Here is a 17,460-nt window from a genome sequence, read left to right on the forward strand (position 1 = left end):
GGATCAAGCGCGTGCCTGCTCCCCAATCCTGAACACCGACACTGCCGCTTTCAGGTGGCGCGTCTGCTCATGCAGCGAAGTTGCCGCCGCGGCCGCCTGCTCCACCAGCGCCGCGTTCTGCTGCGTCATTTCATCCATCTGCACGACCGCCTGATTGACCTGCTCGATACCCGTGCTCTGTTCGAGCGATGAAGCGCTGATCTCGGCCATCATTTGCGTGAGCCGCGAGATCGATGCGGATACGTCGCGCATCGCCTCGCCGGCGCGTTCGGCCAGCGCCGAGCCATCGTTCACTTGCGAAACCGATTCGCCGATCAACGCCTTGATCTCCTTCGCCGACTGCGCGCTGCGTTGCGCAAGCCCGCGCACCTCGCTTGCGACGACGGCAAAACCGCGCCCCTGTTCGCCCGCCCGCGCCGCTTCGACCGCCGCGTTCAGCGCAAGGATGTTGGTCTGAAACGCAATGCCGTCGATGACCGAGATGATCTCCGCGATCTTGTCCGAACTCTTCGCAATGCTGTTCATCTTTTCCACGACCTGATCGACCACGCCGGTGCCTCGCGAGGTCGCGGTCAATGCATCGCCGGCGAGACTGTTGGCGTCGCGTGCATGCTCCGCGTTCTGCCGCACCGTGGCCGTCAGTTCCTCCATGCTCGACGCCGTTTCTTCAAGCGACGCCGCCTGATTCTCCGTGCGAGCCGACAGATCGGCGTTGCCGGTGGCGATTTCGTCGGCACCCAGGTTGATGGAATCGGACGACTCGCGCACGGTCCTCACGGTGTGCGCGACGCTTGCCTGCATCGCGGCAAGGCCGGCGAACAGGCGGCCGATCTCGTTGCTGCCGCGCTCGGCAATGCGCTCGTCGAGCTTGCCCTCGGCGATCCGCTCGAAGTGGCGGCCTGCTTCCTCGAGCGGCGCGATCACGCCCCGGCGCAAGCCAATGTGAACAAGTACGACACCGATCACCAGCGCCACGAAAATCGCCAGTCCGACGCCTCGGAAGAGGTTCAGGCGTGCGTCGATGGAATCCAGATACGACTGGCTTGCGGCGTCGCTAAAATTGGCGAAAATGCGTTGCTCGCCGAGGTATCGGTCCTGGAAACCTTGCGTTGGCTGATCGAGGAAAGCCTGGATATTGTTGCTGTCGAGAAACTGGGCAAGTTCGGTCAGCGCGCCGTGATAGGCCTTGAATTTTTCCTGTAACGCGGCGGCGTGCGCCTGGTTTTCATCGCCGGTCTTCGGTGCGCTGAGAAAGGCGCTGAACGACTTGTCAGCAAGCGCAAGTTGCTCGCGCGCGTGCTGGACGATCTCGACCGGCTCTGTGCCGCCACGAACCATGCGCGTGCCCGCGCGCGAGAGGTTGATGCGCGCATCCATCAGGCGCTGCGTGGTTTCGTTGACCGAGTTGACCTGCCTGAGCGCGATGTTCGAAAGATTGCTGACATCGTCGTGAGTGGATGTGAGAGACCAGAAACCCAGGCCTTCCGTCAGGACCTGGAACAGGCAGAACACGGCGAGCACGAACAGCAGGCCGGTTGCAACACTTACTTTCTTGAGCATTTTGACGACTCTATAAAACGAGGTATTCGAAGTTGTCCGCGTGCATCCCGCTCTTTCGATCGATGAACCCGGAAAACGCAGCCAGCGAGCGCGATTTGCCGTGGCAAACGCAACGCGATGCAGGTCGATGAGCGTGGGAAAGCGAAACGTTTTCGCTGGAAGCGGCGTCGATTGATCGAGGATGAGATTGCAGCGCAAGGGTGACAGCTTGTTAACGGCGATCCAAAGCCATACTTGAGGCATTGACCCGCGTTGAGGCTATGCTTTGCAGTCCCGCCGAAAGAATCATCCGGCCCCCAAAACGCCTTTTCCCTTAGAACGACAACACTAAAGATGACGGACACCGAAAACACGGCGCTCAAGGAGATATTCAACGAAGCCCGCTTCCGGCAGGCTGCACGCGAGGTGAAAGCGGTGTATCCCGCGTTCGATACCCGGCGCTTCTTGAAGCTCGCGCTCGCGGACACGGAAACCTTGAGCCTCATGCAGCGCCTTCGCCGCATGACGCATGCGCTGCGAGCGACGCTTCCCGGCGAATACACGCAAGCGCTCGACATTCTTCGCGCGCTCGCACCGACCATGAAACCGGGATTTTCGACGCTGGTTCTTCCCGACTACGTGGGTCAGTACGGCCAGGATCACTTCGAACTTTCCATGGACGCGCTCAAGTACTTCACTGGCTTTGGTTCATCGGAGTTCGCCGTTCGCGAGTTCCTTCGCCACGACCTGAAGCGGGCGCTCGCCATCATGAAAGTCTGGTCGCGCGACGAAAGCGACGCAGTGCGCCGGCTCGCAAGCGAAGGCTCGCGTCCGCGCCTGCCGTGGTCGTTCCGGCTCGACGCCATCATGGCCGATCCCGCGCTCACGGCGCCCATACTCGAGAACCTGCGCGCGGACCCAAGCCTCTACGTGCGCAAGTCCGTCGCCAATCATCTCAACGACGTAACCAAGGTTCATCACGACTGGGTGCTGGACCGGCTGACGACGTGGCCCATCGATAACCCGCATACGGCGTGGATCGCGAAACGTGCGTTGCGCTCGCTGATCAAGGAAGGCAACAGCCGCGCGCTGGCGTTGATCGGCGCGGGTGGCGCACCGGACGTCAGGCTGAGCAAGTTCGCCGTTTCGCCGTCTCAGGTTGCGCTTGGCGAACGCATCATCTTGTCGTTCGATCTTGCGTCGAAGAGCGAGGAGAGCCAACGGCTCGTGATCGACTACCGCATGCACTACGTGAAAAAATCAGGCGCGACCGCAGCGAAGGTTTTCAAGCTCAAGGAGTTGACGCTTGCAGGCGGCGCGCGCGTTTCAATAGAACGCACGCAGAACATCCGTGACTTCACCACACGTGTGCATTACGCGGGACGACATGACGTGGAAATCCTGGTAAATGGCGTGTGCCTGGCGAAGGGTTATTTCGATTTAAGCTGCTGAGCCTGAATCAGGCCGTCCACCAGCGCCCTTTCGGGCCGCTGGAGCGCGTCCAGATCACGCACGACAACCAGCAACTGGCGGGGGGCCCATCGATCCGTCAGTTCCACGATCCGAATGCCCAGCGTTCCCCTGTAGCGCCGTGCCGCGGTGACCGGAACGATCGCGATTCCGGCTCCGTGTTCGACCATGCAGCAGACATTCTCGAAGGTCCTCATGCGGGCACGAAAATAGAAGTTCTGTCCCGCGAACAGCGCCTGCTCGCCAAGATATTCCGAGAGTGCGCTACCCGCGCTCAGGCCAATAAATGCCTCGCCTAGCACGTCCTTGAGCGCGACCTTGCGCCGTCCGCTCAACGCATGATCGCGCGCGACGATCAGCACGAGCCGGTCAGTTGCGAACGCAAACGCCTGCAGTGCGCCATGTTCCACGGCATCGGCCACGATACCGATTTCCGCCGATCCGTTAAGCACCGCCTTGACGGTTTCGGCGCTCTGCCGCTCCTTCATGTCGATATGAACGTTCGGGTGGTCGCGAAGAAACTCGGCCAGCGGACGCGGCAGGAATTCGGTGACCGCCGCGGTGTTCGCCCATAGACGAATGCGCGTCTTGCGCGCCTCGGAATGCTCGCCCAGCTCGCCTTGCATGCGCTCGATCTGCGCGAGCACGAGGCGCGCATGATGCGCGAGCGTATCGCCGGCCGGCGTGGTCTCCACACCGCGCCGCCCGCGCTCGAGCAGCGGCATGCCCAACGCGTCTTCCATGCCTCTCAGCCGCGCACTCGCGGACGGCAGCGACATGTTCGCCTGCGCCGCGCCATGCGTGATGTTGCCTGTTTCCAGGATGTAGAGAAAGAGCCGCAGGTCGACGAGATCGAAGCGCATCGGCAGGAACGTTATGTTTGACGAGCCTTAGTTATACCCTAAGGCACAGTACATATCATCCGCATTGTGATCCGCCGCGATCCCGGCAGAATGACGTCGATTGAACCTTCCAGTCGCCGCCGATGACCTCTCCTGCTGCAGCGCATGTCGCCATCGTCGGGCTCACGTTCCTGATCGCCGGCACCGTCAAGGGCGTCACGGGCATGGGCCTGCCGACCGTCGCCATGGGCGTGCTCGGCACGTTGATGCTGCCCGCGCAGGCGGCTACGCTCCTGATCCTGCCGTCCCTGATCACGAACGTGTGGCAACTGTTTGCGGGTCCCGGCGTGATCGGGCTGGCAAAGCGTTTCTGGCCGATGATGGCAGGCATTGTGGCGGGCACGATTGGCGCGGCGTCATTCATTGCGGGCAGCGGCGGAACGTGGGCCGTGACGGGACTGGGAGCGGCGCTGACACTTTACGCCATGTCCGGATTGTTCGCTTGGCGCTTCGCAGTAAAGCCAGAATATGAACGGCGGCTCTCGCCTGCCGTGGGCATTGTCACCGGCCTGATCACCGGCGGGACGGGCGTGTTTGTCGTGCCGGCAGTCCCTTATCTGCAGGCTCTGGATCTGAAAAAAGAGGATCTGGTGCAGGCGCTCGGCCTATCATTTACGGTATCGACGGTGGCCCTTGCAATCGGACTCGCGCGCGAAAATGCATTCGCAATCGGGGACGTCAACAACTCGCTGCTTGCCGTGGTTCCCGCGTTGCTTGGCATGTGGATCGGGCAGCATGTTCGCGAGCGCATCAGTCCCGCGACCTTTCGCCGATGGTTTTTTATCTGCCTGCTCGCGCTGGGTCTTCAATTGCTCTTGCGGCATTTGATTTAACCGGGACCACCGAATCATCAGGAGATCCAACGCGATGTTATCTCCACTACTCGAAACACTCGGCGCGCTGGCTGTCCTGGTGAGCCTCGTTGTGAACCTTCGCGCGCTGCTGGACCGGCGTCGATAAGCGGAGTTGGGCACCCCGCCGCACAATTAACGTTGCCAGGGCGCGGCCTGATCGTTCCCGGCCTTGCCATATTTCCGCGAAGCCGCGCGGACGACCTGCATCTCGATCTCGCCCTCGTCGGCCAATGCCTTGAGCGCGGCGAGCACAATCGACGCACGATCCACTTCGAAAAACTCACGCAACGCCTGCCGTGTGTCGCTGCGGCCGAAACCGTCGGTGCCGAGCGCCACGTAGCGTCGCGGCACATATGCGCGAATCAGTTCCGGCACGGCACGCACATAGTCGGTCGCGGCGATCACCGGACCGCGCGACGAACCCAGCACCATGCTCACATAAGGAACCGGCGCGTCCTCGCCAAGGCGCGCGAGGCGTTCGGCCGCCATGCCGTCGCGCTGCAACTCGGTGAAGCTCGTCACGCTCCATACCGCTGACTCAATGCCCCAGTCCTCGCGCAACATCCGCTGCGCAGCGATCACTTCGCCAAGGATCGCACCCGCGCCAAGCAGTTGCACTTGCGCGGCTTGATCCGGTTTGGCCGCGAGCGGATACATGCCCTTGAGAATGCCCTCGCGCACGAGGGCAAGATCGCCGCCCGGCACCGATGGCTGCGCGTAGTTCTCGTTCATCGCGGTGATGTAGTAGAAAACGTCGTGCTGGCGTTCGAGCATCTCGCGCATGCCTTCGTCGACGATCGCGACAAGTTCATAGGCGAACGCGGGATCGTAGGCGCGGCAGTTGGGTATGGTCGATGCCACCAGATGGCTGCTGCCGTCCTGATGCTGCAATCCTTCGCCGCCGAGCGTCGTCTTGCCCGCTGTCGCGCCGATCAGGAAACCCCGCGCGCGCTGATCGGCCGCCGCCCAGATGATGTCGCCAATGCGCTGAAAGCCGAACATGGAGTAATAGATATAGAACGGCAGCATGGGCAGGTCGTGCACGCTGTAGGACGTCGCCGCTGCAATCCACGATGACATCGCACCCGCCTCCGAGATGCCCTCCTCCAGGATCTGCCCCTTGGTGTCTTCGCGGTAATAGAGCATGGAACCGAGGTCTTCCGGCTCGTACAACTGACCGAGCGGCGAGTAGATGCCAACCTGCCGGAACATGTTCGCCATGCCGAAGGTGCGGGCCTCGTCGGCGACGACCGGCACCACGCGCGAACCCAGCGAGGCGTCTTTCATCAGGCTGCCGAACATGCGCACGATCGCCATGGTGGTCGACATTTCCTTGCCGGCGGCGTCGAGCGCGAATTGTCCCCAGCCTGAGATAGAAGGTACGACCAATCCCTTCGATGCAACCCTGCGCCGTCGCGGCAAATATCCGCCAAGCGCTTCACGACGCGCATGGAGATACTGCATCTCGGGACTATCGCTGGCGGGCTTGTAGAACTTCACCGCCTCGACATCCGCGTCGGAAAGCGGCAAACGAAAACGATCGCGGAACGCCTTGAGGTCCTCGAAACCAAGCTTCTTTTGCTGATGCGTTGTCATGCGCCCCTGGCCCGACGTGCCCATGCCGAAGCCCTTCATGGTCTTGGCGAGGATCACCGTCGGCTGGCCGCTGTGTGCGAGCGCCTTGGCATAGGCCGCGTGGAGCTTGCGCACGTCGTGGCCGCCACGGCGCAGGCGGTCGATGTCTTCGTCGCTCAAGCGCGATGCCAACGCCGCAAGCTCCGGATTCTGGCCGAAGAAACGTTCGCGGTTGTACGCACCGTCGTTCGCGGAAAAGGTCTGGAACTGGCCGTCGACGGTATGCGCGAACGCGCGCAACAACGCATTGCTCTGGTCGCGCGCGAACAGCGCGTCCCAGTCCGATCCCCACAGCACCTTGATCACGTTCCAGCCCGCACCGACAAACTGCGCCTCGAGTTCGTCGATGATGCGCCCATTGCTGCGCACCGGCCCGTCGAGCCGCTGAAGGTTGCAGTTGATCACGAAGACCAGATTGTCGAGCTGCTCGCGTGCGGCCAATGACAATGCGCCGATGGACTCGGGCTCGTCCATTTCTCCGTCGCCGAAGAAGCCCCACACTTTTCTGTCCTGCGTCTTCGCGAGGCCGCGGTTGTGTAAATAGCGCATGAAACGCGCCTGGTAAATCGAGTTGATCGGACCAATGCCCATGGAGCCGGTCGGGAACTGCCAGAAGTCCGGCATGAGCCACGGATGCGGGTACGAGCACAATCCTGGCCCCGCAATTTCCCGCCGATAGTGCTCCAGATGCGCCTCGCTCAGGAAGCCTTCCAGATACGCGCGCGCATAAACGCCGGGCGATGAATGCGGCTGGAAGTACACGAGATCGCCGCCCGTGCCTTCACCGGCATCGGGCGCGGCGGCGCGAAAGAAATGGTTGAAGCCGACTTCGAACAGATCGGCCGCCGATGCATAACTCGCAATGTGTCCGCCAAGCTCGCCATATGCCTTGTTCGCGCGCACGACCATGGCGAGCGCATTCCATCGCAACGCCGCAGCGAGTCTTTCTTCTATTTCCAGGTTGCCCGGATAACGCGGCTCGTCGGCTGGCGCAATGCTGTTGGTGTAAGGCGTGACCCGCGCGCGCGATGACTCGATTCCGAGTGACAAAGCATGCTCCGCCAGCCGGTCATACAAATACTGCGCGCGATCCCGGCCGACGTGTTCCGCGACCGCATCCAGCGCCTCCAGCCATTCGGCGGTTTCAGCCGGATCGCTATCTTCGCGACCTCGCGATAAGGAAATGATCTGTTCGCTTCCGCTGGATAAATCGGTCATGGCAAAACTCCGCGTCTGGATGGAGATACTTCGCTGCTTGTGACCACAGCTTATCTGGCGCCGCGCAGAATGTGCCTCTGAATTGCTTTTCATCCGCTATGCGGATAGTGTATTTATTCTGCGCCGCTCCACTTTTCCAGAATATTCGAGTTATGACGACATCACCTAAACGGCTGGACCGCATCGATATCGGGATCTTGAATCAGTTGCAGCAGAATGCCCGCATCACGAACGCGGAACTGGCGCAGGCGGTGAACCTGTCGCAAACGCCGTGCTTCAACCGCGTGCGCGCGCTCGAAAAACTCGGGCTTTTCAAACAGCAGGTGACGTTGTTGAACCCCGAGCTGCTCGGCCTGCGCATCAACGTGTTCATTCAGGTGAGCCTCGCCAAGCAGGACGAAGATGCGTTGAGAGGCTTCGAGGAAGCAATCAGCGAACGGCCCGAAGTCATGGAGTGCTACCTCATGACAGGCGATGCCGACTATCTGCTGCGCGTGATGGTGCCGGACATTCAGGCGCTGCAGCGTTTTATCGTGGAGCGGTTGACGAAGATTCCGGGGGTATCGAACATTCGATCGAGCTTTGCGCTCAAGCAGGTGCGCTACAAGACGGCGTTGCCGTTGCCTTCGTCGGGAATGACGCTGCCGGAACCCGATGCAAGCGCCGACACAGAATGGAGCTAGCGGCTATAAGGGATTATAAAAACCGCGTGCTGAAGCTCACACAATCACAAGTCGATCTGCGGAACACGAAACGAACTCGTCAGTGACCGCAGTTCCGCTCGATGCAGTTCGGCCAGACGCGCAAGCAATTTCTCCCCCGTCTTCTGCAGATGTACTTCAACCTGACGACGGTCGCTCTCGCTCACTTTTCGCCTGACCAGATTCAGCGCTTCGCAGCGGGAGACGAGCGCGACCACGCCGTGGTGTTGCGCCTGAAGCCGCTCAGCAAGCTCGCCGATGGTCGCCCACTCGCGCTCCGGATAACCCTTGATGTGAAGCAGCAGCAAGTACTGCAACGGCGTGATGCCTTCGCTCTGCGCGGCTTGCTCCGAAAACCGCTCGAAGCGGCGCATCTGGTAGCGAAATTCCGATAACTGCTCGAAGTCGGCTTTGACCAGGCCGCGAGTCCGGCGAGTCCGTTCTGTCATCGAAGATCCGTCGCGCAGTGAAAACGAAAATATAGCAGGACTCGCTGCCCGATCCTTGTTATCCCGCGGCCGTCTCCCTCGTGCGCAGCTGCTCGACATGAGCCTGCCGATACAAGCCAGCGAGCAAGTCCGACTGCGTGATCATTCCAGCAAGCTTTTTGTCGGCGTTGAGCACGGGAATGTGGTGGTGCCCGTAGGTCGCGAAGATAGGCACCAGGTCGGCGATGGTCGCGCTCGCGTCAACAGTGCGAACATGGCTGCTCATCAACGAGCGCACCAGCGGCACGGGACCCGTGCTGCGCTTCAACCAGCGCGGCGTAATGCTCGATACTTCGAATCCTGTGGCCGCGCTGTACTTGTCCATCAAATCCGAGCGCGTCACGATGCCGATTACGCGTTGAGCATCGTCCGTGACGGGCAGCGCCTTGACGTCATGGCGTTTGAGCAGGTCCCTGGCAGATGTCGCGAGCTCGGACGCCGCCACCGTGACAACGGGCGTCGACATGATGTCCGCGCACGCCAGATCGCGAAACGTGCGTGCGTACGCGAGCATTTGCGTGTCGCGCATCAGCGATTCGAGATCGTCCGGGTCGATGTCCAGAAGTTCGTCGCGGCGATCGAGCACGGCTTGAATATCGGCGCGCGTAATGCCTGGGCTCGATGTTCGCACCGCCGCGTTTTCATCCGGCGCTGGCGCGTGATGCACCGCATGCGGATAGCGATGCCCCGTTACCGCGTGATAGACAATCGCCGCGGCCAGCAGCGCGCCCGACTGGAACGCGATAGGCGCGATCACGAATCCAAAGCCCATCGCATGCACGGCGGGGCCGCCAAGCACTGCGGTCAATGCAACCGCGCCCGATGGAGGATGCACACATCTGAGCGCGAACATGAAGCCGATGGCGAGCGCGACGGCGAATGCGGCAGCGCACACAGGATTGGCGATCAGCGCCGCGCACGCAACGCCCACGGTTGCCGACACGAGATTGCCGCCGATGATGGACCACGGTTGAGCAAGAGGACTGGCGGGAACCGCGAAAAGCAGGACCGCGGAAGCGCCCATGGGCGCAACCAGAAACGGAATCGCCGACGCCGATCCGGGCAGGAGATGTATTGCCGACCCGGTGAACGCGATCCCGATCAATGCACCCAGGCATGAGCGAAACCGTTCGGGCCATTTGATCGCGACGGGACCCGGCATGAAACCCCGGAGCCAATGGCCTATGGCAGATCTGGACAAAATCAAGTGCGCGCGCGTTAGGGGAAACAAGCCGTATTCGCGAGGTACAGAACTGTTTCAGTCTGAAGCCGATCGCAGTCATTATGTTCGATTGTGATATACAAAGCCGTCTCCTCATGTTGCAGTGCGAAACGCTTATTGATGGCATTGCATGCGTATGGAAGGTGCATATTCTCGTTCAGAGAAGCCCCGAACCAGTGCCTAATATATCACATACCGATGATTTGTCAGCAGTCCGCCATACTTTCCCGATCAGGGAAAACCTTTGTATCGTGTGAATTCGAGCGACCTGTACTGCGTTTTATTTGCTGATCCTGGAATTCACCCTATTGCGCCCTTGTCCTGAAGAGAGCCGGGCTCGCTGATCTGTGGCAACCTCGACGCATCATGCTTTTTCGCGGAAAAAATGCAACGCAATACGTTATCAAGTGGGATAGGGACATAAAGTATGAAAGCGAAAATACGTCACGACATGATATAGTTTTTGCTTCCGGCACAAAAGATGACAATGCCGTTCGACTCCAGCCGAACGCTGTCTGCTCGCCATGCCTCGTTACTTCAATGTCAGGATCGACGTCAATATGAATACGGCAAAAGGAGACTTTGCTACCGATGTCCGGCTTCTCCGCATCACGGCTATCGCGGCGGTCGTCGGCGTATTGAGTACGCTAGCGGCGGATTTCCTGCTCCATGTAATCCGCTTTTTCACTAATCTGTTCTTCTATCAGACGCTGTCGATCGCGGACCATTCCCCTTCGGATAACACGCTCGGTCTATGGGTGATCGTCATCCCGGTGATAGGCGGCTTGATTGTCGGCCTGATTGCGCGCCTTGGGTCGGAGCAGGTTCGCGGCCACGGCATTCCCGAGGCCATAGAAGCGATCCTGTTCGGCAAGAGCAAGATGTCGCCGAAAGTAGCCGTACTCAAACCGCTGGCGTCAGGCATTGCGATTGGCAGCGGCGGCCCGTTCGGCGCGGAAGGCCCAATCATCATGACGGGCGGCGCAATCGGATCGTTTATCGCGCAGTTCTTTCACCTGTCGAGCGGCGAGCGCAAGACGCTGCTGGTCGCGGGCGCCGTCGCCGGCATGACCGCGGTATTCGGATCGCCGGTGGCCGCCGTTTTGCTCGCCGTCGAACTGCTGTTGTTCGAGTTGCGGCCACGCAGCTTGCTGCCCGTCGCCGTGGCATGCGCGGTAGCCGGTTTCGCGCGGCCGTTGCTGATCGCGAGCGGCGCGTTGTTTCCCTTGCAGACGCTACCTCTTGGAACGCTAGGCCTGCTGTCTTGCGCCTTTGCGGGAATCGTGACGGGCGCGCTTGCATGGCTGCTCTCCAGTTCGCTCTACAAGGTGGAGGACTGGTTTCATCGACTGCCCGTTCACTGGATGTGGTGGCCCGCGCTTGGCGGCCTCGCGGTCGGGATCGGCGGCTATTTCCAGCCGCGTGCACTCGGTGTTGGCTATGACGTGATGGGCGACATCCTGCTCGGCCATCTCGCGGCCGGCGTGGTGCTCACCATCGTGCTGGTGAAAGCCGTTATCTGGGTGATCGCGCTGGGTTCGGGCACATCCGGCGGCGTACTCGCGCCGCTCCTGATGATGGGCGCAGGCGTCGGCGCGTTGCTCGGTCCTGTCATGCCTGGCGGCGCGCCCGGTGTATGGCCGCTGATCTTCATGGCGGCCATGCTCGGCGGCATGATGCGAGCGCCTATGACCGCCGTGATCTTCGCTTTCGAACTCACGCACGACGCCAACGCGCTATTGCCGGTGCTGACCGCTGCAGCGGTTTCATACGGCTTCACTGTGCTGTTCATGCGCCGCTCGATCCTGACCGAGAAGATCTCGCGACGCGGACGTCATACGTATTGCGAATACGGCATCGATCCGCTCGAACGCCATCATGTCGATGAAGTCATGTCGTCCAATGTGCAAACGGTCGACGCCAACCAAAGCCTGGCCGACGTCCTCGCGCAGCAGTTTGGATCGCAGCAGGACCACCGTGCCTACCCTGCCGTTCGCGGTGGCGTACTGCTTGGCGTGCTGGATCGGAACACGCTCGGCGCGGCGTATGAAAAAACGCCGCATGCGCTGGTTGGCGATGTGTTTGGCGATCCGTTCGGCGAGTGCGCTCCGCACTTCGCGTTGCCCGATGAAACCTGCCGCGCCGTTGCGGCGCGCCTTGCAGCGCATTCGCTCGATCGCGTTCCCGTTGTAGCCGATGCGAAAAACCTGCGGCTCATAGGCATTGTGACCCGCCACGATCTGGTCAAGCCGTCGTTGTCGATCTTTAACGAAGAACGGCGGCACGAGCGCTTTCGCCGGATTGGTATTGGGCGGAATAAATCCGTTGCACCCGCAAAGTGAACACGCCTCCTGAAGACATTTAATTAATACAAAACATATTCAAAATACTTTCATTATATTTAATCTGGAAAATGCGTCGAAAGCCATTCGATTGGCTAACGATGCATTCCAAGCATGAACCTACCGGGGTTAATACCAATCCGGCTGATCGTTTCAAGCATCCGCTTAAACAGCGGCGTACACTCTTTCGTGCCGACGCAAGCCGGGTGCCTTATGTGGCGCGGCGCAAAGGAGACCACGGCCTCGTCGTTCTTTTAATTAGATACGCGAAACAAGGGGAATACGGCAATGAGCTGGACGCGAGAACAAAGGAACGTGACCATAGCGGCCTATCTTGGCTGGACACTGGACGCCTTCGATTTCTTTCTGATGGTTTTCATATTGAAGGATATCGCCGCCGAGTTTAATACCAAAATCCCGGAGGTCGCGTTTGCAATTACTTTGACACTTGCAATGCGCCCAATTGGAGCATTGATCTTCGGGCGTCTCGCCGATAAATTCGGCCGTCGCCCAACGCTGATGATCAACATCGCGATCTATTCGTTGCTTGAGCTGCTGTCCGGCTTCTCGCCGAATCTTTTCACGCTGCTGGTGTTGCGCTCGCTGTTCGGTATTGCAATGGGCGGCGAATGGGGCGTCGGCTCCGCACTCACCATGGAAACCGTGCCGACCAAAGCGCGCGGATTCGTATCCGGCCTTTTGCAGGCCGGATATCCGAGCGGTTATCTGCTTGCTTCCATTGTGTTCGGCGTTGCATATCAGTACGTTGGCTGGCGCGGAATGTTTTTTATCGGCGTCGCGCCTGCGCTGCTGGTGTTGTATGTGCGTGCGCATGTACCTGAATCGCCCGCCTGGAAAGCCATGGAGAAGCGGCCGCGGCCCGGTTTGCTCAAGACACTCAAGCAGAACTGGCAGTTGTCCGTCTATGCCATCATTCTAATGACGGCATTCAATTTCTTTTCGCACGGCACTCAGGATCTGTATCCGACTTTCTTGCGCGAGCAGCATCATTTTGACCCCCACACGGTTTCGCTTATTACGATCGTGCTGAATATCGGCGCGATTTGCGGCGGCCTGTTTTTCGGGTCGATGTCCGAAAAAATCGGGCGTCGATGGGCAATCTTCATTGCCGCGTTGATCGCGTTGCCGGTATTGCCGCTGTGGGCATTTTCAAGCGGTCCGGTCGCGCTCGCAGCCGGTGCATTTCTCATGCAGATATCGGTACAAGGCGCGTGGGGTGTCATCCCCGTTCACCTCAACGAGATCTCGCCCGACGAAATCCGCGCCACCTTCCCCGGGCTTATTTATCAACTCGGGAATTTGCTGGCTTCGGTCAACGCGACCATGCAGGCGTCGATTGCGGTCAAGAACGGCGATAACTATGGACTCGCAATGGCGCTGGTCGGCGGTACGGTGGCCGTGGTTATCGCTGCGTTGATTTTCTTCAGCCGGGAACGGCGCGGTATCGACATGACCGAATCCGCCGAGCAGGTCGCCGCCCGAGCGTCCGCATAATCCTTGCAACTTTCTCGGGGCGCCACTCGGCGCCCCGTTCTGGTCATACATTTCCTGAGAGTTTTAGGCGCACGATCGTTCTCTTTCTAGAGAGCGCGCTCCATTAAATGGCTTGTCGATCCGGACAAACGTTTTTATCTTCGGTTAAACGCCCGTTTTAATCAGAGGCAAACAATCCGGAGACGCCCATTGCCTAACCGTTCCATCCCGCCTAGCCGGCCGGCCGATACCAAAACCCGCCTGCTCGACGCCGCCGAAGCCCAATACATCGATTCGGGCTACGAGGCCATGTCCTTGCGTCAGATCACGGCGCGCGCGAACGCCAACCTCGCGGCAGTCAACTATCATTTTGGCGGCAAGGACGCGTTGATCCACGCCATGCTGACACGCCGTCTCGACGGCCTCAACGCCAACCGGCTGGCACTGCTCGAACGCTTTCAGTCGATACACGGCGCGCACCTCACCTGCGAGCATGTTCTCGGCGCGATGTTTATCCCCGCGCTACAGCAGTCGCGTTGCCCCGAGAAAAGCGGCCCCGCATTGTTGCGCCTTCTCGGGCGCGCATACACGGACCCGTCGCCATTCATTCGCGGTTTTCTTCGCAGCATGTACACGGATGTCGCCGAACGATTTTTCGCGGCCTTTCAGACCGTGCTGCCACACTTGCCCCGCGAAGAACTCGGATGGCGGCTGCACTTCTGCATTGGATCGCTTTCGGGCATTCTCGCGGGCGCGGATACAAACAGCCTGATCGATGACTTCACACAAGGGCAGCGTCTGAACGATCCGCAACTCATAGGACGCCTCGCGCTCATCATGGTGGCGGCGCTCAAGGCGCCGCCGGCCGCGATAAAAGCGCCATGTCCGTTTCAGTCGATGTTCGCCGAATGCGAGGCTGCGCCCGGCGAGACGCTCGAAAGCGATACTGCGGCGCAGCACGCGCTGGCCTGAAACGCATAGCGAGTAACAGGTCCACAATGTGCTGGAGATTGCGCACCGTTTATGCGTCATTCCCGCGTTACTTGACGCATCGGACATCATCATAAGAGGTCGTCATGACTGCCAGCTTCGTGGTTGCTTTGTTCATCGTAAGCGGCGTGTTGATCTACATGCAGGCGCCCGCAGTCGCGTGGCTTGCATGGGCCGTGATCTGGGTCGCAGCGGGTTGGTTCGCCGGCATCACAGGACCTGTTGTCACCACGCTGCTTGCCATTGCCTTCGTCCTGCCCGCGCTGGTTCTCGCCATCAAGCCGCTGCGTCGTGCGCTCGTAACGAAATCCATCTTCGATCTCTTTCGCAAGATCCTCCCGCAAATGTCGCCGACCGAACGCGACGCCATTGAAGCCGGCACGGTCTGGTGGGACGCTGCCCTTTTCTCGGGACGCCCGGAGTGGGACACGCTGCTTGCAACCGGCGCGCCGGTCTTGACGCTGGAAGAACGCGAGTTCATCGACGTGGAATGCACGCGGCTTTGCGATATTGCGAACGACTGGGAGACGACCGCAATCTGGCAGGACCTGTCGCCCGAAGCGTGGGCGTTCATCAAGTCGAAGGGCTTTCTCGGCATGATCATTCCGAAGCAATATGGCGGCAAGCAATTCTCCGCTTATGCGCATTCGCAAGTCATCATGAAACTCGCGACGCGCTGCTCCGCCGCAGCCGTCTCGGTGATGGTGCCGAACTCGCTGGGTCCCGCTGAATTGCTCATGCATTACGGCACGCAAGCACAAAAGAACCATTACTTGCCGCGCCTTGCGCGTGGCGATGAAATTCCCTGCTTCGCGCTGACAAGTCCCTACGCGGGATCAGACGCGGCCGCGATCCCGGATATCGGCATTGTTTGCAACGGCGTGCACGAAGGCCGCGAAACGCTCGGATTCCGCGTGACCTGGGAAAAACGCTACATTACGCTCGGCCCCATTGCGACGGTGCTTGGCCTTGCGTTTCGCGTGCTCGATCCCGACCATCTGCTTGGTCCTGCCGACGAACCCGGCATCACCTGCGCGCTGATTCCAACCCGTCATCCCGGGGTGAACATCGGGCGGCGTCACTGGCCCCTCAATGCGGTGTTCCAGAACGGCCCGAATTGGGGCCGCGACGTTTTCATTCCGATGGACTGGGTGATCGGCGGACGCGAGCAAGTCGGCAACGGCTGGCGCATGCTGATGGAATGTCTCGCGGCGGGACGGGCGATCTCGCTGCCGTCGTCGAACGTGGGAATGGCCAAGCTCGCGGTGCGCGGCACGGGCGCCTATTCGGCGGTGCGCCGCCAGTTCCGCACGGCCATCGGCAAGTTTGAAGGCGTGCAGGAAGCGCTCGGGCGCATGGGCGGCAATCTGTATGTAATGGACGCAGCGCGGCGCCTGTCGGCGCAAGCGGTCGACCTGGGCGAGAAACCGTCGGTGATTTCCGCGATCGCGAAATATCACATCACCGAACGCGTGCGCAAGGTCATCAACGACGGCATGGATGTGGTGGCGGGCAAAGGCATCTGCATGGGACCGTCGAATTTCCTGGCGCGCGCTTATCAGCAAGTGCCCATTTCCATCACGGTGGAAGGCGCGAATATCCTGACGCGCAGCCTCATCATCTTCGGCCAGGGTGCGATCCGCTGTCATCCGTATGTGCTCAAGGAAATGGCGGCGACACAAAACACGGACCACGCGCGCGGCCTCGCCGAGTTCGATAACGCCTTCTTCGGCCACGCGAGGTTTACCGCGTCGAACATGATGCGCAGCTTCGTGTTCGCGCTAGGTGCAAGCGCGCTGATTGCGAAACCGCGCCGTGCCGATGCGCGCCTCGTACCCTACTACCGCGCATCGACTCGCATGGCGACGGTCTTTGCACTGCTGGCCGATGTCTCCATGTTCGTGCTCGGTGGCGAGTTGAAGCGGCGCGAACGCTTGTCGGCGAGACTCGGCGATATCCTTTCGCAGCTCTATCTGATTTCGGCGACGCTCAAGCGCTTCGAGGACGACGGCCGTCCCGAAGCCGACTTGCCGCTCGTTCAATGGGGCGTCGAAGACGCGCTGCATCAGGCGCAAAGCGCTTTCGACGCCGTGCTGTCCAACTATCCGAACCGGCTCGCCGCCGGTTTCGTGCGTGCGCTCGCGTTTCCGTTCGGCATGCCGCATCGCGTGCCGGGTGATCGGCTCGGAACCTCGATCGCGGAACTGATGACCACGCCCGGCGAAGCACGCGAACGCCTGATCGCGGATTCCTATGCGCCCGATGCGAATGTCGATCCGATGGGTTACGGCGAGCTGATGTTCGCGTTGAGCCCGCACTATGCGCAAATCGAGCACAAGCTGCGGGACGCGGTCAGGTCGAAACAGATCCCGCCGATGCCCCAAAGCCTGATCGAGCTGAAAGCATGGGCGGCGGCCTGCGAGGCAAGCGGGTTGATCGATGCGAATGAAGCTGAGGTACTCTCCGACTACGCGCGTTACGGCGCGGAAGTCGTGAAGGTGGACGACTTCGGGGCGGATTTCGGTATGCTCGATGCGTTGCAGAAGCGCCATCAGGCGCTCGCGAACGAGCCAGAGGATATCCCGGCATGATCCTTCAAACAGGC

At 60.5% G+C, this 17,460-nt stretch carries 12 protein-coding genes; 7 read left to right on the plus strand and 5 right to left on the minus strand.

The features are described from left to right. Positions 1-3: 3 nt before the first annotated feature. Positions 4-1,560: a methyl-accepting chemotaxis protein gene (locus tag AWB64_RS11400; protein WP_060819234.1), complete on the minus strand. Its 1,557-nt coding sequence runs from the start codon at positions 1,558-1,560 to the stop codon at positions 4-6. Positions 1,561-1,893: 333 nt separating this feature from the next. On the opposite strand from AWB64_RS11400, the gene AWB64_RS11405 reads away from it, so the two are divergent. After that, a complete protein-coding gene (locus tag AWB64_RS11405; protein WP_060818945.1) occupies positions 1,894-2,991 on the plus strand; it encodes a DNA alkylation repair protein in 1,098 nt (365 codons plus the stop codon). On the opposite strand, the gene AWB64_RS11410 is transcribed toward AWB64_RS11405, so the two are convergent. Continuing rightward, the gene (locus tag AWB64_RS11410) at positions 2,970-3,872 is read right to left on the minus strand and encodes a LysR substrate-binding domain-containing protein (protein ID WP_060818946.1); all 903 of its coding nucleotides are present in this window, start codon (positions 3,870-3,872) and stop codon (positions 2,970-2,972) included. The two genes, AWB64_RS11405 and AWB64_RS11410, sit on opposite strands and share 22 nt — an antisense overlap. A gap of 122 nt (positions 3,873-3,994) precedes the next feature. On the opposite strand from AWB64_RS11410, the gene AWB64_RS11415 reads away from it, so the two are divergent. Beyond that, positions 3,995-4,744, plus strand: coding sequence for a sulfite exporter TauE/SafE family protein (locus AWB64_RS11415; RefSeq protein ID WP_060818947.1), 750 nt, complete (start codon positions 3,995-3,997; stop codon positions 4,742-4,744). 153 nt (positions 4,745-4,897) lie between these two features. On the opposite strand, the gene mdeB is transcribed toward AWB64_RS11415, so the two are convergent. Further along, positions 4,898-7,618, minus strand: a complete 2,721-nt coding sequence (gene mdeB / locus AWB64_RS11420) for an alpha-ketoglutarate dehydrogenase (RefSeq protein ID WP_060818950.1) — start codon at positions 7,616-7,618, stop codon at positions 4,898-4,900. Positions 7,619-7,770: 152 nt separating this feature from the next. Here mdeB and AWB64_RS11425 point away from each other — a divergent pair, with 152 nt between their 5' ends. After that, positions 7,771-8,301, plus strand: coding sequence for an Lrp/AsnC family transcriptional regulator (locus AWB64_RS11425; protein ID WP_060818952.1), 531 nt, complete (start codon positions 7,771-7,773; stop codon positions 8,299-8,301). A 44-nt stretch (positions 8,302-8,345) separates the two neighbouring features. On the opposite strand, the gene AWB64_RS11430 is transcribed toward AWB64_RS11425, so the two are convergent. Both AWB64_RS11430 and AWB64_RS11435 read right to left on the minus strand, forming a co-directional pair. Further along, positions 8,346-8,768 (minus strand): MarR family winged helix-turn-helix transcriptional regulator, encoded by a 423-nt coding sequence (locus AWB64_RS11430; RefSeq protein ID WP_060818953.1) that lies wholly within the window; start codon positions 8,766-8,768, stop codon positions 8,346-8,348. A 58-nt stretch (positions 8,769-8,826) separates the two neighbouring features. Next, entirely contained in the window at positions 8,827-10,008 is a 1,182-nt protein-coding gene (locus AWB64_RS11435) for an HPP family protein (protein ID WP_060819236.1), read from the minus strand. A 581-nt stretch (positions 10,009-10,589) separates the two neighbouring features. Between AWB64_RS11435 and AWB64_RS11440 the strand changes: the two genes are divergently transcribed. From AWB64_RS11440 to AWB64_RS11455, 4 genes are all read left to right on the plus strand, one after another. Further along, on the plus strand, positions 10,590-12,371 hold the full coding sequence (locus AWB64_RS11440) for a chloride channel protein (RefSeq protein WP_060818955.1): 1,782 nt from the start codon (positions 10,590-10,592) through the stop codon (positions 12,369-12,371). 288 nt (positions 12,372-12,659) lie between these two features. After that, positions 12,660-13,886, plus strand: coding sequence for an MFS transporter (locus AWB64_RS11445; RefSeq protein ID WP_060818957.1), 1,227 nt, complete (start codon positions 12,660-12,662; stop codon positions 13,884-13,886). 174 nt (positions 13,887-14,060) lie between these two features. After that, on the plus strand, positions 14,061-14,837 hold the full coding sequence (locus tag AWB64_RS11450; protein WP_374728617.1) for a TetR/AcrR family transcriptional regulator: 777 nt from the start codon (positions 14,061-14,063) through the stop codon (positions 14,835-14,837). Positions 14,838-14,941: 104 nt separating this feature from the next. Next, a complete protein-coding gene (locus AWB64_RS11455; RefSeq protein ID WP_060818958.1) occupies positions 14,942-17,446 on the plus strand; it encodes an acyl-CoA dehydrogenase in 2,505 nt (834 codons plus the stop codon). The last annotated feature ends 14 nt before the right edge of the window (positions 17,447-17,460 follow it).

Source organism: Caballeronia sordidicola, assembly GCF_001544455.2.
GTDB lineage: Bacteria > Pseudomonadota > Gammaproteobacteria > Burkholderiales > Burkholderiaceae > Caballeronia > Caballeronia sordidicola.

Excerpts from the sequence above, each read along its gene's own strand:
- AWB64_RS11445 (WP_060818957.1), top strand. The coding sequence starts at position 12,660 with ATGAGCTGGACGCGAGAACAAAGGAACGTGACCATAGCGGCCTATCTT.
- AWB64_RS11400 (WP_060819234.1), bottom strand. The coding sequence starts at position 1,560 with ATGCTCAAGAAAGTAAGTGTTGCAACCGGCCTGCTGTTCGTGCTCGCC.
- AWB64_RS11405 (WP_060818945.1), top strand. The coding sequence starts at position 1,894 with ATGACGGACACCGAAAACACGGCGCTCAAGGAGATATTCAACGAAGCC.
- AWB64_RS11430 (WP_060818953.1), bottom strand. The coding sequence starts at position 8,768 with ATGACAGAACGGACTCGCCGGACTCGCGGCCTGGTCAAAGCCGACTTC.
- AWB64_RS11410 (WP_060818946.1), bottom strand. The coding sequence starts at position 3,872 with ATGCGCTTCGATCTCGTCGACCTGCGGCTCTTTCTCTACATCCTGGAA.
- AWB64_RS11425 (WP_060818952.1), top strand. The coding sequence starts at position 7,771 with ATGACGACATCACCTAAACGGCTGGACCGCATCGATATCGGGATCTTG.
- AWB64_RS11440 (WP_060818955.1), top strand. The coding sequence starts at position 10,590 with ATGAATACGGCAAAAGGAGACTTTGCTACCGATGTCCGGCTTCTCCGC.
- mdeB (WP_060818950.1), bottom strand. The coding sequence starts at position 7,618 with ATGACCGATTTATCCAGCGGAAGCGAACAGATCATTTCCTTATCGCGA.
- AWB64_RS11455 (WP_060818958.1), top strand. The coding sequence starts at position 14,942 with ATGACTGCCAGCTTCGTGGTTGCTTTGTTCATCGTAAGCGGCGTGTTG.
- AWB64_RS11415 (WP_060818947.1), top strand. The coding sequence starts at position 3,995 with ATGACCTCTCCTGCTGCAGCGCATGTCGCCATCGTCGGGCTCACGTTC.